Below are 20179 nucleotides of genomic sequence, written 5' to 3'. Positions count from 1 at the left end.
AGAAGCTTCGCGCCCGGCGCGAACGCGGACGATCTCAACCTGGTCCTGTGGCAATGGGGTGCGGCCGCCCCCGCGCGTTTGACGCTGATCGATGACGAGAAGCGACTTTCGCGATAGCGACATGGTCTTCCGCCTCAACGCCACATGGTGAGAACCAACTGCACCGTCGAATGCTGTTTCCAAGCCAATCAGGCGGCTCCCTCCAATCTTTCTCCGTATCAACCTGAAGATCGACCCAGTACTCAATCTGTCTTCAGTGACTATGGTACGCGATGCCGTGCGAATGGGCGTCGGTGCAGGCCAACTTCCTCTGTCGCTGGCAAGCGATGATCTCGCTCACGGTAGGCTGGTCCGTTGGGGAGATGTCTATGGACCGGAAACAGTCCTATGGGCACTTTATCCGTCACGCCGCCTTCTCAGTGCGCGCGTAGGGGCATTTATGGACTATCTCAAGGAGGCGTTTCCTTCCGGGACTGCCGAAGAACTGGCAGCCTATGTGGGTAGCTAGCCGCATTGGGCGCATCGCCGTCATTCTGGGCCATAGAGCGTTATTTCGTCAATTGTAAGCTGTCTGAATTTGGATGCCTAGCACGACCGCATGTGCAACAAGCGCACAACTCCCTATAGATGATCGCAAATGGCAATGATACGTGCTATGACTATTGTGATGAATATAAGAATGAATGCCGGGGACGCAATGCCTGAACCAAAACGCGCGCGCAGTCGCAGACCCTTGTCAGCAGAGGTTGAAGATGCGCTTCGAGCGCAGATTGACGCTGGTTATTATGCGCCCGGAGACAAATTGCCTACCGAGCCTGCGTTGACCGATAAATTCGGCGTCAGCCGAACGGTCGTCCGGGAGGCGATCGCTGCGCTGAGGGCAGACGGGCTGGTGGAATCGCGGCAGGGCTCGGGGGTCTTCGTGATCGGTCCACAACAGGGCGACCCCGGACTTCGGCTGTTTACCGGCGAGACGGACAAGATTTCCGATATCATCGAGGAGCTAGAGCTGCGCATCGGCATAGAGGTTGAGGCAGCCGGGCTCGCAGCTGCACGAAGCTCGCCGGCGCAGGAGGCCGAGATCCAGGCGCAGGTGGAGCGGTTTTCCCGTCTGGTGGCGGAGGGAAAGCCCACCGACGAGGCGGACTTCCATTTCCATATGGCCATTGCGACGGCGACCAATAATGCACGGTTTCGCACTTTCCTCGAACATGTCGGGCGGCGCATGATTCCGCGCGTGAAGTTTCGAACGGTCATGGGCGGGATCGATCCTTTGCCAAACCGGGATGCCCCGATACTCAACGAGCACCGGGATATCGCGGAGGCCATCCTCGCCCGTGATCCTGATCGGGCACGTGAGGCGATGCGGCGACATCTGGTGACGGGCATCAAGCGGTACCGGTCGCTGACGTCATGGGGGCAGGGGCATAAAAGAGATGACGCTGGTTGACTCGTCTTTAAAGTCATCATATGAATTTCCTCGCAAGCTTATGGCGTGGGAGGAAATTCGTTGTCGCCTGAAGAAATCAAGACGCGTATCGGTTCTGGACTTCTATCCTTTCCAGTCACGCACTTCACCTCGGACTACAAGCTCAATCTCGAAAGCTATCGCCGCCACGTGGGATGGCTGTCGGGGTTTGAGGCCGCTGCCCTGTTTGCCGCAGGCGGAACCGGCGAGTTTTTTTCCCTCTCGCCATCCGAAGTGGGTGAGGTGACCCGGGCCGCCAAAGACGTATCCGGCAATGTCCCGATCATCGCAGGGTGCGGTTATGGTACCTCTCTTGCCGTCGAGACGGCGGCGATCGTGGAGAAAGCGGGTGCCGACGGCATTCTCCTTCTTCCGCATTATCTGACGGAAGCGCCGCAGGATGGCATCTACGCTCATGTGAAGGCGGTGTGTGACTCCACAAGCCTTGGCGTCATTCTCTATAATCGAGCCAATTCCGTTGCCAATGCCGATACGGTGGCGCGCTTGGCAGATGCCTGCCCCAACTTGATTGGCTTCAAGGATGGCACCGGCAGGGTAGACCTGGTGCGGCATGTGACAGCTAAGCTAGGCGACCGGCTCTGCTATATCGGTGGGATGCCGACGCACGAGCTCTTTGCCGAAGGTTTCAACGGTGTGGGCGTTACCACCTATTCCTCGGCCGTCTTCAACTTCGTGCCAGAACTAGCCCTGCGCTTTTATCGCGCAATGCGTGCCGGTGATCGTGCGACGATGGAAGCTATCCTTCATGCCTTCTTTTTCCCCTTTGCGGCGCTTCGCGATCGCAGGGCGGGCTACCCCGTCTCGATCATCAAAGCGGGCGTCGACCTTGTCGGCTATGGCCCGGGTCCGGTTCGTCCTCCGCTGGTCGATCTGACGGGAGAGGAAAGGGATATGCTGGAACGCCTGATCGACGCAGCGCGAGGCTGAGAAGGACGGTGCGCAGGCGCCCCGGGAGCATGGCTCCCGCCCATGACGTAATGCCAAATCAATGTTTCACTTTTGGGAGGAGTGCAAATGACGATCAAATCTGTCCATCTTATAGCAGGTGTTATACTCGCGGCGAGTTTTGCCGGTCACGCCACGGCGCAAAACGCGTCGGAAATCAACATCGTTCTGCCGGAGCAGCCGGCAAACCTTGAGCCTTGCGGCACCATCATCACCAACGTCGGCCAGATCCTAAGCCGCAACGTTGTTGAGCCGCTGACGATCATTGATCCCAAAAGCGGTCAGGCCGTGCCTGGCCTTGCCACGGAGTGGACGCAGACCGATCCGAACACGTGGCAGCTGAAGCTGCGCGAAGGCGTGACGTTTCACGATGGCGCCCCGTTCAATGCCGAAGCCGTCAAGTTCTCAATCGAGCGTATGACCAGCGGCAAGGTGACGTGCAGCAATATTGCCAAGTTTGGCGCTGCCAACCTCACGGTGACGGCGCTCGATGATTTGACTGTCGAGATTAAGTCGGATACGCCGCAGCCGATCCTGCCGACATTGCTCAGCGTCGTCATGGTCGTTTCTCCGAACACCCCGCTGGATGAAGCAGTCAACGATCCAGTCGGCACCGGCCCGTTCAAGCTTGCAAGCTTCACGCAGCAGACGGTTGTTTTGGAAAGCTTCAACGACTACTGGGGCGAAAAACCGGCGATATCCAAAGCTACATATGTCTGGCGCCCCGAATCCTCCATCCGTGCCGCAATGGTGCAGACCGGGGAAGCGGACCTGACGCCGTCGATCGCGATCCAGGATGCAACCAATCCGGACACGGATTTTGCCTATCTGAACTCGGAAACGACTGCGTTGCGCATTGATGCCGGGTTCGCCCCGCTTGACGATGTCCGTGTTCGTAAGGCGCTTAACCTTGCCATCGACTGGGAGGGGCTAGCGCAACTCTTCGGAGACGATGCCCAGCGTGCCTCGCAAATGGTCGTGGCCGGGATCAACGGCCACGACGACGAGCTGGCGGCCTGGACGTACGACCCTGAGCAAGCGCGTTCGCTCATTGCCGAGGCAAGGGCAGCGGGTGTTCCGGTCGACACCGAAATCGAACTGATCGGCCGCAACGGCATCTATCCAAACGGTACGGAAGCCATGGAAGCCATGATGGCCATGTGGCAGGATGTCGGTCTCAACGTCACGCTCACCATGCTGGATGTGAACGACTGGCTGCGTTACCTGCAAAAGCCGTTCCCTGATGGCCGTGGTCCCAACCTGCTGCAGATGATGCATGACAACAACAAGGGTGATGCCGCGTTCACCATTCCCATCTTCTATACCTCAGAGGGCAGCTATTCCACGGTCAGCGATCCTGCACTCGACAAGGAAATCGCCGATGCTTTGGCGGCCACCGGAGAGGATCGGACGACCAAGTTTCAGGCGATCTTCAATAAGGTGCATGATGAATTGGCTCTGGACATCCCGATGTTCCATATGATCGGCTACACCCGGGTTGGCACGCGTCTGGACTGGAAGCCGGACATCACGACCAACAGCGAGATACCGCTCGCCAACATCGGTCTCAAGAACTAGGCCGCAACAGATCTGCGAGCGTGGAAGAGGTACCCCGCGCTCGCTTGAGCTCCAGGTTCAACCAGAGGTTCCGCATCATGCTCGGCTATATAAGCCGGCGGGCGTATCATAGCATTATATCGCTGATCGGTCTGCTGACACTCGTCTTCTTCCTGACGCGCCTGACGGGCGATCCCTCGGCGCTGTATCTGCCACTCGATTCCAGCCTCGAGGCAAGAGCAGCCTTTGCGCGGCTGAATGGTCTGGACCAGCCCATTCACGTTCAGTTTCTCCAATACCTTCAGAATTTGCTATCGCTGGACTTCGGTCAATCCCTGCGTCAGAACCGGTCGGCAATCGAGGTTGCGCTCGAAGCCTTTCCGGCCACGCTGAAACTTGCCGTCGTCGCCATGACGTTGGCAACGGCGCTGGCGATTTTGGTGGGGGCCTTGGCCGCCGCCCGGCCCCGCAGCCTGTTTGACCGCATTGCCGGACTTGTGTCGCTAGCAGGGGCCAGCATGCCCGACTTCTGGATTGCCATCGTCGGCATTCTTGTGTTTGCTGTCGGCTTCGGGCTTCTGCCCACCTCCGGCACGGGGACAGGCCTGCACTGGATCATGCCAATCGCCGTTCTGATGCTGCGCCCCTTCGGTCTTCTTGTACAGGTGGTGCGCGGGACAATGATCTCGGCCCTTGCTTCGCCCTATATCAAGACGGCTCAAGCGAAGGGCATGAAGCGTCGCAAGATCATCTTTGGGCATGCATTGCGGAATTCGCTGCTTCCCGTGATCACGGTTGCCGGGGATCTGGCCACCGGACTGATCAACGGCGCCGTTGTCGTGGAAACGATCTTCGGTTGGCCAGGCATAGGCAAGCTGATGATCGATTCCATCATCCAGCGGGATTTTGCCGTCGTGCAATCGACCATACTTGTCACGGCAGTCGCCATCTTCATCGTCAACATCGCAATCGACGTGCTCTACGTCACCCTCGATCCACGCATTCGGTACTGAGGGAGGGCAACCATGGTTGATGTGACAGTGCCATCCTTGAAGTCGCCGGGAAACGCGCGGCAACTGGCGATTTACCTGGCTCGCGATAAACTGGCGCTTTGCGCAGCACTCTTCCTCATCGTGCTCTTCGCCTGCGTCCTCTTCGGGCCGCTGCTGGTGGGCGACCTTGCCGGCAAGCTTGGGCTGCGGCAGCGTAATCTGGCACCTTTTTCGGCAGAACAGGGTTTCGTGTACGTCCTTGGCGCCGATACGCTGGGGCGCCCCATTTTGGCCCGGCTGATCGTCGGCGCGCAGAACACGCTCGCCATTGCTGCCGCCGCCGTATTCTGCTCCATGGCTGCGGGCGGTATGTTAGGCCTGATCGCAGGCTATTCGGAACGCTGGTACAGTCACGTCATCCTGCGTCTCGCGGACGTGATCATGAGCTTTCCGTCGCTGCTTCTGGCGCTGATCGTGCTCTACACGCTCGGCCCCAGCATGACGAACCTCGTGATCGTCCTGGCGATTACCCGCATCCCGATCTTCATCCGGACCGCGCGCGCAGAGGTCCTGGAACTGCGCGAGCGAATGTTCGTCAGCGCCGCCCGCTCTATGGGCGCGAGTTCTGGGCGCATCCTGTTCCGGCACATCGCTCCGCTTGTGGCGCCAACGCTTGGAACGATCGCGGCGATTGATTTCGCGACGGTCATCCTGGCAGAATCCTCGCTCAGCTTTCTTGGCCTTGGCATCCAGCCGCCGGACTTTACTTGGGGTGCGATGGTGGCCAATGGCCGTGGTTATCTTTCGTCCGCCTGGTGGATCGCCTTCTGGCCGGGTCTGGCGATCCTACTGACAACCCTTTCCCTGAACATTCTCGCCAGTTGGGCACGCACGGTTGCCGATCCGCTACAACGCTGGCGTCTGCAATCGCTGCGAAAGGCCCCGCGATGACCGCGTCGGACAACCCTATCCTCACTATCGAGAATCTGACGGTCGACTTTCTGTCCGAAGGCGATCCGGTACGTGCCGTCGACAACGTGTCGTTCAACGTCTGCCCCGGCGAGACGCTGGTCATTCTGGGCGAAAGCGGGTCGGGGAAGAGCGTCAGCACCGGAACTGTGATGGGACTGATCGACTGCCCGCCGGGCGACATCGTTGCCGGCTCGCTAATCTTCGACGGAACGGATCTGTCGCGCCTCGACGAGAACGCCCGGCGCATGCTGAACGGGCGCCGTATCGCGATGATCTTCCAGGATCCGCTGGCCCATCTCAATCCGGTCTACACTGTCGGAAGGCAGATCGCAGAGGTCTTCGAAGCCCATGGAAATGGCGATGTGGGGTCTGTGCGCGACACGGTCGTCAAACTGCTTGAACGTGTCGGCATTCCGGATGCGGCAAAGCGTGTCGACTACTATCCGCATCAGTTCTCCGGCGGCCAACGTCAGCGGGTCATGATTGCCATGGCGATTGCGCTGAAACCCGAAATCCTTATTGCGGACGAACCGACGACGGCGCTCGATGTCAGCGTACAATCACAGATCCTCGAACTTCTCAGCGACCTGCAGCGCGAAACCGGCATGGCACTGATCATGATCACCCACGATCTCGAAGTCGCCGCTGCCATGGCAGACCGCATCATTGTCATGAATGGCGGCAAGGTGGTCGAGAGCGGCAAGGCGCAGGATGTCTTCACCAATCCCGTTCATGCCTATACCCGCCGGTTGATGTCGGCTGCACCTTTTGGTGGCGCGTGCCCGGAGCGGCCACGCACCAAGGTCAGGGGCGAAGCGCTGTTGCAGGTTCAACACTTGAGCAAGCACTATGTTCTGGGTGCTGGTCCGTTTTCGCCGAAGAAGGAATTCAGGGCGGTCGATGACGTCAGCTTCACCGTCCATCAAGGCGAAACGGTCGGCATTGTGGGGGAGTCCGGCTCGGGCAAGTCGAGCATCGCCCGTATGCTGCTCAGGCTCGACCAGCCGACAACTGGCCAGGCGTTCTTTGCCGGAGAAGATATCCTTACGCTTGAGGGTAGGGCGCTCAATAGCTTTCGGCGGCGCGTTCAGATGGTGTTTCAGGACCCGTTCGGTTCTATGAACCCGCGGATGAACGTTTACTCGATCATTTCGGAGCCGTGGGTTATTCACCGCGACATCTTGCCAAGACCACGTTGGGATGACCGCGTTGTGGAGCTTTTGGAACTTGTCGGGCTGAAGGCCGAACATGCTCACCGGCATCCCCATCAGTTTTCAGGTGGCCAACGGCAGCGCGTCGCAATTGCGCGGGCACTGGCCAGCGAACCGGATCTGATCGTATGCGACGAGGCTGTATCCGCGCTCGATGTGTCGATCCAGATGCAGATCATTGGGCTTCTGGCCGATCTACGTGACAGGCTGGGGCTCTCCTACATCTTCATCACGCATGACCTGCCGATTGTTCGGGAATTCGCCGACCGTATCCTGGTGATGCAGCAGGGCAAGGTGGTGGAGGAAAGCGATACGGAGATGCTCTTCAACTCCCCAAAGCACGCCTACACGAAGTCGCTCCTGGACTCCGTCCCGCGTCCGAAATGGCATGGCAACTCGCTCACCCGACATTTGTGACCTCAAGCGGATTCAGGTGCCGCCTGAGACAGAGGCCAGGCAGAGGGAGATCGTGAAGAGGGCAGCTAGATCTGGCGTAATTCCCAGATCAACCGCTAGCGCGACAGCCGACTCTCGATCGCACCAAAGGGTCCCCTTCACTGTTCCATCCCTTGATGAGAAGCATGCCCCATTCATCCCTCAGGAGCTTGGATACCCGTTCCTTGGCCACGATGGGCAGCGGATCAAGCGAGCGGAGGCCCCGCACGGCGTTGCCAGGAGCTACTTCACCCCAGATCTGAATTCGACAGCTTGCATGCCTCTGTCCGCGGCAGCCGCCATTCTTGCCGCCGTTGACCCGGAAGGGCGGCTGTTGGAGCGAGAATCTATCTTAAGGAGGTGCAGGTACTGCCAACTGGCGCGACAGTTGCCTCAGCCGTTGAGTGCGTCCTTGACCGCTTTGCCCGGCGTCAAGGTCAGCTTCTTGGCGGCGGCGATCTTGATCGTCGCACCCGTGGACGGGTTGCGGCCCTCGCGCTCGGGTGTCTCCTTGACCTTGAACTTGCCGAAGGACGGGATCGATGTTTCCGCACCGGCCTTCGCAGATTCGACAATCTGCGCAAAAATGCTTTCGATGATGGCCTTGGCTTGCGCCTTGGAAAGGTTTTGCTCGGTTGCGATCTTGTCGGCGATTTCGTTGGTGGTGGTCATGGATGATCCCCGTGTTTATCCGTGCGCGATCATCTCTCGTCGCAGACGTCGTGTCACGGCTGTTCGCGTCGGAGACTTTGAGAACGGCCGCTAGTCCACAACTTGTTCCCTGTTGTAACCCTTTCCGCTTTTGCCTCGAGCAACTTCGACAAGCGTAGGGCCGCTTCCTTCTCTCTGTTTCGGACATCTCGGGCTTGCTCTGCAGGGTCTGCCGATTCCCCACGATCTATCGGCCCAAGGTTACGGTATGGTCTCGTTAGGGGCGTTAGACCCAGACTTCACCTTGAGAATGCAGCCATCGGAATCTAAATGGAATGTTTTAGCTCGAAAGCAGAGCTCATGTTCTTCATCCGAACGGCAAACGCTTTTGGTACGCTTACCAGCGCTTTCAAATGGCAAGGATATAGAGCGGTTGATGATCAGAATATGCTCCTTCGGCAGAGCCTGTACCTCGTCGAACTTGCGCTGCGCAATCAGGTCACGCATCTGCGTGTGCTCGGCATAGGAGCGCTGCCAGAAATTACCCTCACAGGATTGCAGTCGTGCGCGCAGCGCATCGAGCGCTGTGGCTGTCAGATCATAGGCCTTTTCCAGATAACGGTTGCCCGCATGCTGCAGGATCACGCGGTGATAGGCGCTGTTGGCACGGCTGTAGAGAACAAGTTCCTGCTTTTCGATGGCTTGCTGCATCTGCAGGATTGCTGCCAAAAGCTCGTGTACCATCCGCATCGCGCGAGCGCTCTTTCGAGAGCTTCGCGTTCAAGCATTGTGCGGAAAGGGCTCATCACGTGAACTTCCTTTTCGCGTGGGCGTGAACACATAGGTCCCCGCCTGCGGCACGAACGACCAGCGTCTCTGCGATGAGGGCCTGGTGACGCTTGAGCAGATCGTTCAGGCAGGGTCATGACCGCAAATTTGATTCACGGCAGGCGCAAGCTCCAATGTCGGAGTGGTCGATGGCAGATCGCTTCACGCTGCCCTTGACCTAGTAAACCGGAGGGTCGTTGGGTGGTGACCACAGTGCTGCGTCCACCCAGTGTCGCCAGGCAAGCTACGTCCGTCAGGCGGTCGAGTGCGGGTTTAGGCGAGATAATTACACAACTGACTAGCACTACCGAGCGAACCCTCGGACGAAAGCTGCCAGAGATTCACCGATTGCTTGGATCGCATATCCTCCCTCCTGAACGATGAGGGTGGGGAGATCAAAGTCGCGGCATGCCTTCCCTAGGGCAGCAAAGTCGTCGGATTCCAGTGCAAGAACTCCAATAGGATCGTCTTTGTGGGCATCAAACCCCAAAGCCACCACGAGTACTTCTGCACCAAAATCATGCGCCTTGCGATGGGCGACCTCAATCGCAGCAAGCGCTTCGTCCTGCCGCGCCCCATGTCTCAACGGCAGATTCAAGTTACAACCTTCACCGTCTTCAAAACCGATCTCATCAGAGTAGCCGGTGAAGAACGGATAATAGTTATCCGGATCCGCGTGCACGGATATCGTAAGAATGTCATTCCTCTGGTAAAAAATCTGCTGCGTGCCGTCGCCATGATGCGCATCCAGATCGAGGATGGCGACTCTCGAATATTTCGATCTCAAGTGTTGTGCTGCCACCGCCGTGTTGTTCAAGTAACAGAAGCCACTGGCTCGATCCGTGCGGGCGTGGTGACCAGAAGGTCTGCACAAGGCGTACCCGTTCTCGCCAGCCAGAACAACGTCAGCGGCTGCTATTGCGGTCTCTGCGGAGCGTAGGGCGGAAAGCCAGGTGTGCTGGCCCATTGGAACCGATAAGTCCCCCAGATACCATCCCAGCTGCCCTAGCAGGCCGCTAGGTCGGCAGGCGGGCCTTGTAGTTTGCTCGCGCGTACCGCTCCAGTACGGGAACGTACTGGGCCACACTTCGGGACCGCGTTCCGATGGTAGTTCCAGCCACCGGTTCCAAGCAGTCTGAAGGAACTCGACGTAGGCAGTGTCATGGACGTTGGTGATGGCTTTGCCCGCATCATTGGTGGGGCTTTCGACCGAAATCCCCAGTCTGTCCAGTGCCCCCAGGAGTTCAGCGGTGCGTTGCGGCAGGTCTTTGGGGTCTACAATCTTGCCAAAACGCAAATATTGGCGAGGACAATGCAGTGACTGATCGGGATGATGGAACGCGCGCATGATTGTGAACTCCAGAGCGTCTAGCCTTTAACGAAACGAAGGGGGGCGACGAAGCACCAAGGAGCACACATCGAAGGGGATGAACATGTCATATCGTTGCGGCTCAAGCGAGCTTCCGGCTCCTTCGCCTCTGCCAATGCCACCTCGGGCATGGGATAGGCGAAGGAATACGCTTGAGAGCTGAGGCATATGATACTCCAGCCAAGCCCTGTCGGCCTCCAAGGAGAAGCCCGTTCGTCCGATAACCCCTGAGCGAGATGGCTAGGCACCCCCAGAAACCTCTTGTGATCGTGAGCATTGAGCCGTTCCTCATCGATCACGCGCGGGCGGACTGGACCCTGCTGAGCGCGCGTTCGACGGCGTCGAGCATGTCGCAAAGCTGTTCGGACGTGATGATCAGTGGCGGGCAGAAGCAGATCGCTTCAGCGACGTGGCGAACAATCAGCCCCTCTTCCTCACAGGCAGCGGCAACTGCAGCGGCTGCATCACCAGCCTTGGCATCCGGCCACGGCTTGAGTTCCAGCGCGCCAAGAAGACCAATGCCACGCGACGAGTGGGCAAGCGGATGTTTGGCAAGCGCCGCAAGACCACCCAGGAATTGGGCCTCAAGGCTGGCTGCATTGGCAACGAGATCCCGTTCCTGGATGATCTTCAGATTTTCTAGACCGACGGCTGTCGCAACTGGGTGACCAGAGGCCGTGTAGCCATGGCCAAACACGCCCAAGCGATCAGACTCATCTGCGATGGGCTGATAGAAATGATCGTTCATAATGATCGCGGAGAGGGGCATATAGGATGACGTTAGCTGCTTGGACACGACTAGCACGTCTGGCTTGATGTCCAGCGTTTCGCAGGCGAACATCTTGCCGGTCCGGCCAAAGCCGCAGATAACTTCGTCCGCGACCAGCAGAATGTCATACTTCTTGAGGATCTCCTGCACCCCAGCCCAATAGCCGTCGGGTGGGACGAGAACACCGCCGGCACCCATGATTGGCTCGCCCCAGAACGCTGCGATCGTCTCAGGGCCTTCCTTGACGATGAGATCTTCCAGATCCTTGAGCATACGCCTGGTAAAATCGCCCTCGCTCTCGTCCTCGTTTGCGAAGTGGACAAAGGAGGGGCAGGACGTGTGGATCATCCGGTCGAGCGGCAGGTCGAAGCTGTCGTGGTTGCGTGACAGGCCGGTGATAGATCCCGCGGCGATGGTGACGCCATGGTAGCCCTTGATGCGGCCGATGATCTTCTTCTTTTCCTTCTTGCCGAGCGCGTTTGAACGGTACCAAACCATCTTGCACGCAAGATCATTGGCTTCAGACCCAGAAGAGGTGAAATGGACTTTGGACATGGGGACCGGCGCCATCTTGATCAGCATCTCGGCGAGCTCGACCGACGGCCCATGCGTCTTGTAGGAGAAGGTGTGGTAGTAAGGCAGCTTTTCCATCTGCGCCTTCGCAACTTCCGCAAGTCGCTTCTCTCCAAAGCCGAGCGCCACGGACCAGAGACCAGCCAGACCCTCGATGTATCGCTTGCCGTTTATGTCTGTAACGTAGATGCCATCGCCGCTTTCGATCACCAAGCCGCCGGATTTCTCGTATTGGCGCAGGTTGACGTTTGGGTGCATCTGATACGCCATGTCGCGGCCTTCAATCGAGTTTGGCATGATAGTCATTTGCTTCTCCTTGGCCGGGCTCTGCTGCCCAAATTGAGAGTGGTGTCGGTCCGATCGCGCCGCATCAGCCGCTGATCAGTTTGACTTCGAGGAAGTCTTCCAGGCCCCATTTGCCGCCCTCGCGGCCATTTCCAGACTGTTTGTAGCCGCCGAACGGGGTTCCAGGAGCGCGAGGCGTGCCGTTGATCTGCACCATTCCTGCCCGCATCTTGCGCGCGACGCGCTGCGCCCTCGCCTCGTCACGCGTCTGGACGTAGGCGGACAGACCATAAGGTGTGTCATTGGCAATGCGGACTGCCTCTTCCTCCGTGTGGAACGGGATTATTGCCAGCACCGGCCCAAAGACCTCTTCGCGCGCCACCGTCATGTCGTTGGTGACATCCGCAAAGACTGTCGGACGGACGAAATATCCCTCCGACAGACCCTCCGGACGGCCGGGGCCGCCAGCAACTAGCCGTGCGCCTTCCGCAACGGCCTTATCAACGAGAGCCTGCACCTTGTCGAACTGAAGCTTCGACACCAGAGGCCCGATGTGATCTCCCTCTTTGGCGGGGTCACCCACCTTTGTCGCACGGGCCGCTTGCGCGGCATAGGCAACCGCCTGGTCGTAAACCGATCGCTCCACGAGCATGCGCGTTGGTGCGTTGCAGGACTGCCCGCTATTCTCGAAGCAATGAGCGACACCCATGGCGACGGTGGTTGCCAGATCGCAATCGGCAAACACGATGTTTGGTGATTTTCCACCCAGCTCAAGGGAAACGCGCTTCACTGTCGCCGCCGCCGCGCGTGAGACGGCCGTGCCACCGCGCGTGGAACCGGTGAACGAAATCATGTCCACCTCCGGATGTCTCGAGAGCGCCTCTCCAACAACAGCGCCCTCTCCATTGACGAGGTTGAACACACCTTTGGGAAGTCCGGCGCGATCAACGAAGTCAGCAAATAGCATAGCGGACATGGGCGCAATCTCAGAGGGCTTGAGCACCACGGTGCAGCCGACTGCGATAGCGGGAATGACCTTAAGAACGATCTGATTCATCGGCCAGTTCCAAGGCGTAATGAGACCGCATACACCGATCGGTTCGTGCACAACTTTCTGCTCGGGGCGCTCCGGGCTTGGCATGTACTCAAAGCTGTAGTCCTCGACAGCCTTGATGAATGCCCGCAGGTGCAACAGGCCCACCGCAGCCTGGGATTCGCGGGAAAGCTTCCTCGGTGCGCCCATCTCACAGGAGATGGCCTGAGCCATTTCGTCGCTGCACGCCTCGTATACGTCGGCGATCTTACGGATGAAGCCGAGGCGCTCCTCTTTGCTGCGGGCACTCCAGTCATCAAACGCCGCGCGCGCCGCGCTGACGGCTGCGTCAATGTCATTCGCCGTACCCGCAGAGATAACGGCGTAGGCGCGCTCATTTGCTGGATTGATAACTTCAATCACTTCTGAGGCGGCAGGCTCACGCCATGCTCCGTCAATGTAGAATGACGTGCGTTTGATGATTTCAGGCACCTGTAGCATGGCTGAGTCCTCGCTTGAGAAAAAACATGAGCCAGATTTCTAGGTCACGTAGTTGAATGAACACCGAACCGTTAAGCCGAAGTACGACAAGTTCATGGAGGCACCGCGCTGCAGATCCGGAAGGGAGATGTCGAATTTGGGCGCCCGTTCAGCCCGATGCCTCCACGCCGCACCATTCCGCGACAAAGAGCGCCATTGCGGTTGTAATGCGCTTCAGCGACGCTAGGCTGACGCGCTCGTCAAAACCGTGAATGTTCTCAGATATGGGCCCGTAACAGAGAGCGGGTATGCGGTCGTAGAGCGCGTAAACTCTTGTATCGAGATAACCGGGGGTCATGAATGTTTTCAGGGGCGACCCAGTTGCGCTCTCATGCGCGCGACCAAGGACCGCTTCTGCCTCCGATCCTGGCTCAAGCACGTAGCCTTCCGAATAGAATCCGTTGAAGGTGACTTGAGGCGGGTTATTGGCCAGGAATGCGTCGGCACGTGCTGCGGCCTGAAGATGATCGATGATCTCACGTGTGGCCTCCTCGGCCGAGACGCCGGGAAAGATGGAAATTCGGCAGTCGATGCGGCACCATGCCGGGACTGAAGAAGCCCAGTCGCCGCCTTCGATCTTGCCTATGTTGAGGTTGATTGGATGCACTTCATTCTCGAAGTGGGGGTAGTCCTTCTTACGCTGATTCCACTTCACTTCGAGTTCGCGCAAAGAGGCGATTACCCGGTAAGCAGCGTCAATCGCGTTTGCTCCAGCCCCCATCTGGCGGACGTGGACTGGGAGCCCCCGCAGCTCCACCTGAAACCACAAGACCCCGACATTGGCGCGCACTAACATCTCGTCTTCAGGTTCCGGGATCAGCACTGCATCCGCCTTGTAGCCACGCAGATGGGTCATCAGTGCCCCGTTCCCCGTTGATTCTTCCTCCACGACGGACTGGACATAAACGGTTGATGCTGGCTGGAAGCCGATGCGGCGCAATGCATCAAGCGCTGCAATGTTGGCAATGTGACCCGCTTTCATATCTGCCCCGCCTCGGCCATAGAGCCAATCGCCGTCGATTGCGGGCTCAAAGGGAGGGTGTGACCACATGTTTGCAGGGCCAGGCGGTACGACATCGACATGGGCTTGCAGTATGAGCGAGCGACCAGCCTCCGCGCGCGGACGGTGTATGCCCACGACAATCGGTGCGCGTGAATGCTCCGGCGTGAATGGCGCACCTCCGGGATGGCGTGAGATTGCGTCCTCGTCCATGTGGAAGCGGTCCATGGCATAGCCCCGCGCGCGCAGTAGGCGGAAAACGTGATCTTGGATGGCATGCTCGTCGCCGCGCAACGACGGGAAGCGGATCATCTCCTGAGTCAACATCACCTGTTCGTCAAATCCGGTCTCTACGGCGGCGATGATCCTGTGGCGCAGGTCCGGCTCAAGTGACATGATTGGTCTCCGTTTCGTGCGTGTGTGCGAAGGCTTCTCGACCGGGTACAGCGGCGAGCAGCATTTGCGTATAATCGTGAGCGGGATTAGCGAATAGCTCAGCCGTGGCCGCCATCTCGACGATCCGACCGCGCTGCATCACCGCGATGCGGTCGCAGATTTGGGCCGCAACGCGAAGATCATGTGTGATGAAGAGGACAGCCACTTGCAGCCGGTTCTGGATCTCGCGGATGAGGTCAAGGATCTGTGCCTGCACCGAGACGTCGAGGGCTGATACCGCCTCGTCAGCGACAAGCACCTTCGGGTTAAGCGCGAGCGCCCGGGCAATGCCAATGCGCTGTCGCTGTCCGCCAGAAAATTCATGCGGGTAACGATCGGCCGCCGCAGGCGCCAAACCTACGAGGTCAAGCAGCTCGCGGGCCTGCAGCATGGCTGTGCTTCTGTCTACTCCTTGGGCTACCGGACCTTCCGCAATGATACGCCCAACGGACCGACGGGGGTTGAGCGAGGCGTAGGGATCTTGAAAGATCATTTGGATGCGGGAGCGATGCGCCCGCAGCATACGTTGTGTCATCCCCTGGATTTCGACCGTTTCGAGCCGGATCATTCCACCGTCGGGCTCGATCAGTCGAAGACAACAGCGGCCGACTGTCGACTTGCCAGACCCTGATTCACCCACGAGGCCAAGCGTCTCTCCCGGCAGAATCTCGAAAGAGACATTGTCCACCGCTGCAACTTCGCGGCCCTTGGCAAAAAAGCCACCACTCCTGTAGGTCTTGGAAAGGCCATCGATCTTCAGAGCGGGTGTTGCGGTCGCAAGTCTCCGTGGCTCTGGCGGAGTAAGCGAAGGCACAGCGGCGATCAGTCTTTTCGTGTAGTCGTGCGAGGGCGTGCGCAGCACGTCGCCTGTCTTTCCCGTCTCGCATATCTCCCCGTTCTGGAGGACGACGATCCGGTCGGCGATTTCAGCGACCACGCCAAAATCATGGGTGATGAAAAGCACTGCGGTGCCGTGCTCGCTGCGCAGTCGGTCGATCAGCCGCAGAATTTGCGCCTGCGTGGTGACATCAAGCGCTGTGGTCGGCTCGTCGGCAATGAGGAGCTTGGGCTCGAGCGCCAGCGCCATTGCGATCATGACGCGCTGCCGCTGGCCACCAGAAAGCTGGTGCGGATATACGCGGACGATGTGCGCGGGGTCGGGCAGGCCGACCTCCTCGATCAGTTCCAGCGCACGTTTGTTGCGAGCAGCTGGGTGAAGCGCACCGTGAGCCTCGAACATCTCGCCGATCTGGTCGCCGATGCGCATCAGCGGGTTGAGTGACGTCATCGGCTCCTGAAAGATCATACCGATGTCGCAGCCTCGCAACCGCCGCATGTCCCGCTCGTCGAGCCCGAGGAGCTCGCGGCCGGCAAGCCTGATGCTGCCAGCCGCCACCTTCACTGCCGGCGGCAGCAATCCCATGACTGCGTGGGCCGTCATCGATTTGCCTGAACCCGACTCGCCGACGACGCAGACTGTTTCCCCAGCGCCTATCTGAAAGGAAGCGTCTTTAAGTGCAAATCTACGGTCGGCGGCGTTCGGTAAGGAAAGCGACAGCCCTTCGACGTGGAGAACCCGTTCCGTCATTTGCGATCCTCTTTGCGCAGGCGCGGATTGAGGGCATCGTTGATACCCTCGCCAACAAGGTTGAGTGCCAGAACGGTGAGGAAGATCGCGACGCCTGGAAAGAAGCTGATCCACCAGGCGTCGATGATGCGAGATCGGCCAGCACCGACCATATATCCCCATGTCATCAGATTGGGATCGCCAAGTCCGAGGAAGGAGAGGGAGGACTCTAGAAGGATAGCGGTCGCCACCATCAGCGAGGCCATCACGATGATCGGCGCCAAGGTGTTAGGCAAGATCTGGGTGAAGATGATACGCGGCGTCGACTGGCCGACTGTGATCGCAGCCTGAACATACTCGCGCGATCTCAACGACAGAAATTCGCCTCGGATCAGCCGCGTGACGGGAGGCCATGAGACAATCGCGATGGCCAGAACGATTGACAGAAGGGTAGGCTGCAAAATAGCCACCACAACGATCGCGAGGGCAAAGCTTGGTATCGTCTGGAAAAACTCCGTAAAGCGCATGACGAGGTCGTCAATGAGGCCGCCGAAGTAGCCAGCGACTGCGCCGAGCGGGACCCCGATCAAAAGAGCCACGACCGTTGAGACCACTCCAATCAGAAGCGATACGCGCGCGCCATGAACGATGCCAGCCGCTACGTCGCGACCGAGCGTGTCAGTGCCAAGCAAGAAGCTGCCCGCCAAGGGAGCGCCCATAGGCCGGCCGACCATACGCCAGGGAGACTGGGGGTAGAGGAGAGGAGCGAGGAGGACGACGGCGACGAGTAGCAGGAGGAGCCCCAATCCGACGATGGCGCCCCGGTTTGAGGCAAAGCGGGTGAACGCATTCATGCTGATGCCCCGATTCTCGGATCTACGATCCGGTAGATGATGTCGGTGACGAGATTGAAGATAACGACCATCGCGGACGAGATGAAGAAAACGCCCAGAAGCACCGAGTAGTCGCGTTGGGCAAGTGCCTCGAACATCAGTCGGCCAATTCCCGGCCAGGCAAAAACTGTCTCTGTTAAGATCGCTCCACCCACCAATTGTCCCGCTTGCAGCCCGGCCAAAGTCACGACCGGCAGGATTGCATTGCGCGCAATATGACGGCGCGTGATGACAGCTGGTGACAATCCCTTAGCGTATGCAGTTTTGACGAAGTCGGCTCCAGCAACCTCCAGCATGGAGGCCCGCATCATGCGGGCATATATTGCGGTGAAAAACAGCCCCAGTGTTAGTGCCGGCATGATGAGATGCTGGATGATGTCCAACGCACGATCGATCCCGGTGTAGCCGCCACCGACGGTCTCGAAGCCAACGTTGGGCAGCCAGCCCAGTTTAAGCGAGAAGACGATCTGACTCATCAGTGCGATCCAGAACAAGGGCGTGGCGTAAAATACAAGCGCAAGCGTGGTGATGGCGCTATCGGACCACCTCCCAACACGTCGGGCGGCAAGCGCACCGAGAACAACCCCCAGCACGAGGGAGATGAAGAAGGCGGCGCCCGTCAACAGGAGGGTGGCAGGAAGGCGTTCCAATATCAGGTCGAGTACCGGCTGCTGTTGACGGTAGCTGAAGCCAAGATCGAGGGTCGCATAGTTGGAAAGATAGGCCCACAGTTGCTCGTAGAGCGGACGGTCGAGCCCGAACTGCTGGCGCAACTGATCCAAAAAGACCTCATCACCGGCGCCAGCTTCTCCGGCCATGACCTGAGCGGGGTCGCCTGGCGCGGCTCTGACGAGGAAGAAGTTTAAGACTGCGATGGCGAAGAGCACGATCACACCCTTGCCAAGCCGCATCAAGACGAAGCGCAGCAAATCCATTTGTTGCCTTTCCGAACACCATCATGCAAATCCTCACGTCATTCTCCTGTCCCGGGCCGCCCGCGGCCCGGGGGTAAAGTGGCTGACAAAAGGCCTATTCCTTCCAGGCGTCACGGAACCCGTCATTGATGCCAATCGCAGTTGTGACGAGGTTCTTGACGTTGCAGCGGTGGATGGTGGGGTAATCCATCTCCAGCAGCCAGAGCACCGGCAAGTCTTCAGCAAGGAGCTTCTGTACCTGTGTGTAAAGAGCCTGACGCTCTTCCTCTTTCGGTACGATTGCGGCTTCCGCAAAAAGCTGATCGGCTTTCTCGTTTGAATAGCCGCCGACATTGGCAAAGGGGCTTCCCTTGATGATGTTGGATGAAATGTAGCTTCGCGCGACCCCGATGGCCGGATCGCCCAGCTGATAGAGGAAGTTGAAGGTCATGTCGAAGTTCCACTCGCTGGTGCGCTGCGTCCAGCCGGGTACGTCGGTGGTGACTATTTGTAGATTGACGCCTACGTCGGCAAAGTTCTGACGGATCGTTTCGGCCCAGCGCGTCCAGGTCTCGCCGTAGGGCAGGGCAAGGAATTCCAAAGGCTCTCCGGTATAGCCTGATGCCTTGATGAGTTCGCGTGCCTTTTCAGGGTCGTAGTCGTACGTCACAACCTCAGCGTCGTAGAAGCGGGTCTTGGAGGAAATCGGACCAGTTGGAAGTTGTCCAAATCCGTTCCACACCACGTCGCGACCGAACTCGCGGTCGATTGCGTGCATCAGCCCCTGACGGAACTGTTGGTTGCCCAGAATGCCGTTACGGTGGTTGATCGTGATCCAGGCGTGCGGAGCAAACATTTCCCACCCCTTGCTGGTCACGCACGAGTTCTCAAGTTGCGAAAGCCGCGGGACATCGAAGATGTCAACGGCACCGCCGCTGAGAACGTCGACTTCACCGGTTTCGTACGCGACTGCACGTGCGGCAGCATCGGGTATGAATCGCCAGTAGATCTCGTCGAGATAGGGTCTACCGTCCATCCAGTAGTCCTCGTTCTTTACGAGGTGAACATAAGAACCTCTGTTCCACTCCTTGAACTTGAACGGACCAGTTCCGATCGGTGTGTTGTTCATCGGGTTGGAAGCGTAGGCCGTTCCCTCGTAAATATGCTTGGGCACAATTGGGGCTGAAGCCGTCTCCATCGCCAGGAGAAGCGGGCCGAAGGGCTGCTTGAGCGTAAGGCGGACGGTGTTGTTGTCGACCTTCTCGATGGATTTGACCTGATTGTTGACGATCGGCCGCCAGCGCGGATGGACCTCGCGCAGAAAGACATCGAGCGAGAAGACGACGTCATCGGCGGAGAAGGGCTTACCGTCATGCCACGTCACATTTTCCTGAAGCTTGAAGGTGTAGACCGTGCCGTCTTCCGAAACTTCCCAGCTCTGGGCGAGGGATGGTTGTGGCTCAAGCCGTTCGTTGAAGCGCAGGAGCGATTCATAGATGTTCCCTGCGATCATGTTTGTGGGGCCGTTCTGGTTGAGCGCCTGCATGAGCATGGGTGGCTCGGGCGTCACAACAACGCTGACACTGCCCCCTTGGACTTGCGCCTGGGCTGCAGAAGATAAAGCAAACGCGAGCGCGGCCACGCCGGCCACGAAATAGGTGCGCATTATCATCGGATTCCATCTCCAGTTTATCGCGATCGTTCCCTGTGGCGTGCAGCCG

Annotated in this window: 16 protein-coding genes and 1 pseudogene; 7 read left to right on the top strand and 10 right to left on the bottom strand. The window is 58.7% G+C overall.

Annotated features, from left to right (window positions below):
* Positions 1–214: 214 nt before the first annotated feature.
* The 7 genes and pseudogenes from LXM96_RS18835 to LXM96_RS18805 form a co-directional block, all read left to right on the top strand.
* Positions 215–508 (top strand): annotated as a pseudogene (locus tag LXM96_RS18835) (LysR substrate-binding domain-containing protein); the annotation flags it as partial.
* A gap of 171 nt (positions 509–679) precedes the next feature.
* On the top strand, positions 680–1450 hold the full coding sequence (locus tag LXM96_RS18830; RefSeq protein WP_394801999.1) for a FadR/GntR family transcriptional regulator: 771 nt from the start codon (positions 680–682) through the stop codon (positions 1448–1450).
* Between the two features lie 60 nt (positions 1451–1510).
* Complete coding sequence (gene kdgD, locus LXM96_RS18825; protein WP_240000103.1) at positions 1511–2416, top strand: 5-dehydro-4-deoxyglucarate dehydratase; 906 nt, start codon at positions 1511–1513, stop codon at positions 2414–2416.
* Between the two features lie 87 nt (positions 2417–2503).
* On the top strand, positions 2504–4012 hold the full coding sequence (locus tag LXM96_RS18820; protein WP_240000102.1) for an ABC transporter substrate-binding protein: 1509 nt from the start codon (positions 2504–2506) through the stop codon (positions 4010–4012).
* Positions 4013–4089: 77 nt separating this feature from the next.
* Entirely contained in the window at positions 4090–5004 is a 915-nt protein-coding gene (locus tag LXM96_RS18815; RefSeq protein ID WP_240000101.1) for an ABC transporter permease, read from the top strand.
* Positions 5005–5016: 12 nt separating this feature from the next.
* Complete coding sequence (locus LXM96_RS18810; protein ID WP_240000100.1) at positions 5017–5934, top strand: ABC transporter permease; 918 nt, start codon at positions 5017–5019, stop codon at positions 5932–5934.
* Positions 5931–7583: an ABC transporter ATP-binding protein gene (locus tag LXM96_RS18805; protein ID WP_240000099.1), complete on the top strand. Its 1653-nt coding sequence runs from the start codon at positions 5931–5933 to the stop codon at positions 7581–7583. The genes LXM96_RS18810 and LXM96_RS18805 overlap by 4 nt, the downstream gene beginning before the upstream one ends.
* Positions 7584–7994: 411 nt before the next feature.
* Here LXM96_RS18805 and LXM96_RS18800 read toward each other — a convergent pair whose 3' ends face one another.
* From LXM96_RS18800 to LXM96_RS18755, 10 genes are all read right to left on the bottom strand, one after another.
* Positions 7995–8273, bottom strand: a complete 279-nt coding sequence (locus LXM96_RS18800; RefSeq protein WP_240000098.1) for an HU family DNA-binding protein — start codon at positions 8271–8273, stop codon at positions 7995–7997.
* Between the two features lie 240 nt (positions 8274–8513).
* Positions 8514–8996, bottom strand: a complete 483-nt coding sequence (locus tag LXM96_RS18795) for an FCD domain-containing protein (protein WP_240000097.1) — start codon at positions 8994–8996, stop codon at positions 8514–8516.
* Between the two features lie 388 nt (positions 8997–9384).
* On the bottom strand, positions 9385–10428 hold the full coding sequence (locus tag LXM96_RS18790) for a histone deacetylase family protein (RefSeq protein WP_240000096.1): 1044 nt from the start codon (positions 10426–10428) through the stop codon (positions 9385–9387).
* A 316-nt stretch (positions 10429–10744) separates the two neighbouring features.
* Positions 10745–12097, bottom strand: coding sequence for an aspartate aminotransferase family protein (locus LXM96_RS18785; RefSeq protein ID WP_240000095.1), 1353 nt, complete (start codon positions 12095–12097; stop codon positions 10745–10747).
* Between the two features lie 64 nt (positions 12098–12161).
* The gene (locus LXM96_RS18780) at positions 12162–13610 is read right to left on the bottom strand and encodes an aldehyde dehydrogenase family protein (protein ID WP_240000094.1); all 1449 of its coding nucleotides are present in this window, start codon (positions 13608–13610) and stop codon (positions 12162–12164) included.
* Positions 13611–13758: 148 nt separating this feature from the next.
* Positions 13759–15045, bottom strand: coding sequence for an ArgE/DapE family deacylase (locus LXM96_RS18775; RefSeq protein ID WP_240000093.1), 1287 nt, complete (start codon positions 15043–15045; stop codon positions 13759–13761).
* Entirely contained in the window at positions 15035–16672 is a 1638-nt protein-coding gene (locus tag LXM96_RS18770) for an ABC transporter ATP-binding protein (protein ID WP_240000092.1), read from the bottom strand. The genes LXM96_RS18775 and LXM96_RS18770 overlap by 11 nt, the downstream gene beginning before the upstream one ends.
* Positions 16669–17505 (bottom strand): ABC transporter permease, encoded by an 837-nt coding sequence (locus LXM96_RS18765; RefSeq protein ID WP_240000091.1) that lies wholly within the window; start codon positions 17503–17505, stop codon positions 16669–16671. The genes LXM96_RS18770 and LXM96_RS18765 overlap by 4 nt, the downstream gene beginning before the upstream one ends.
* On the bottom strand, positions 17502–18473 hold the full coding sequence (locus tag LXM96_RS18760; RefSeq protein ID WP_240000111.1) for an ABC transporter permease: 972 nt from the start codon (positions 18471–18473) through the stop codon (positions 17502–17504). The genes LXM96_RS18765 and LXM96_RS18760 overlap by 4 nt, the downstream gene beginning before the upstream one ends.
* Before the next feature lie 100 nt (positions 18474–18573).
* Complete coding sequence (locus LXM96_RS18755; RefSeq protein ID WP_240000090.1) at positions 18574–20130, bottom strand: ABC transporter substrate-binding protein; 1557 nt, start codon at positions 20128–20130, stop codon at positions 18574–18576.
* Positions 20131–20179 lie beyond the last annotated feature (49 nt).

The sequence above is a fragment of the Rhizobium halophilum genome (assembly GCF_021648825.1).
Taxonomy (GTDB): domain Bacteria; phylum Pseudomonadota; class Alphaproteobacteria; order Rhizobiales; family Rhizobiaceae; genus Neorhizobium; species Neorhizobium halophilum.
Note: the sequence above shows the minus strand (reverse complement) of the source record. Positions and strands in the feature narration are given on the sequence as shown.

What these genes read in the sequence shown, in the direction of transcription:
- LXM96_RS18780 (WP_240000094.1), bottom strand. Translation starts at nt 13,610, where the DNA reads ATGCTACAGGTGCCTGAAATCATCAAACGCACGTCATTCTACATTGAC.
- LXM96_RS18800 (WP_240000098.1), bottom strand. Translation starts at nt 8,273, where the DNA reads ATGACCACCACCAACGAAATCGCCGACAAGATCGCAACCGAGCAAAAC.
- LXM96_RS18830 (WP_394801999.1), top strand. Translation starts at nt 680, where the DNA reads ATGAATGCCGGGGACGCAATGCCTGAACCAAAACGCGCGCGCAGTCGC.
- LXM96_RS18805 (WP_240000099.1), top strand. Translation starts at nt 5,931, where the DNA reads ATGACCGCGTCGGACAACCCTATCCTCACTATCGAGAATCTGACGGTC.
- LXM96_RS18790 (WP_240000096.1), bottom strand. Translation starts at nt 10,428, where the DNA reads ATGCGCGCGTTCCATCATCCCGATCAGTCACTGCATTGTCCTCGCCAA.
- LXM96_RS18770 (WP_240000092.1), bottom strand. Translation starts at nt 16,672, where the DNA reads ATGACGGAACGGGTTCTCCACGTCGAAGGGCTGTCGCTTTCCTTACCG.
- LXM96_RS18820 (WP_240000102.1), top strand. Translation starts at nt 2,504, where the DNA reads ATGACGATCAAATCTGTCCATCTTATAGCAGGTGTTATACTCGCGGCG.
- LXM96_RS18810 (WP_240000100.1), top strand. Translation starts at nt 5,017, where the DNA reads ATGGTTGATGTGACAGTGCCATCCTTGAAGTCGCCGGGAAACGCGCGG.
- LXM96_RS18785 (WP_240000095.1), bottom strand. Translation starts at nt 12,097, where the DNA reads ATGACTATCATGCCAAACTCGATTGAAGGCCGCGACATGGCGTATCAG.
- LXM96_RS18755 (WP_240000090.1), bottom strand. Translation starts at nt 20,130, where the DNA reads ATGATAATGCGCACCTATTTCGTGGCCGGCGTGGCCGCGCTCGCGTTT.
- LXM96_RS18765 (WP_240000091.1), bottom strand. Translation starts at nt 17,505, where the DNA reads ATGAATGCGTTCACCCGCTTTGCCTCAAACCGGGGCGCCATCGTCGGA.
- LXM96_RS18795 (WP_240000097.1), bottom strand. Translation starts at nt 8,996, where the DNA reads ATGGTACACGAGCTTTTGGCAGCAATCCTGCAGATGCAGCAAGCCATC.
- LXM96_RS18775 (WP_240000093.1), bottom strand. Translation starts at nt 15,045, where the DNA reads ATGTCACTTGAGCCGGACCTGCGCCACAGGATCATCGCCGCCGTAGAG.
- LXM96_RS18815 (WP_240000101.1), top strand. Translation starts at nt 4,090, where the DNA reads ATGCTCGGCTATATAAGCCGGCGGGCGTATCATAGCATTATATCGCTG.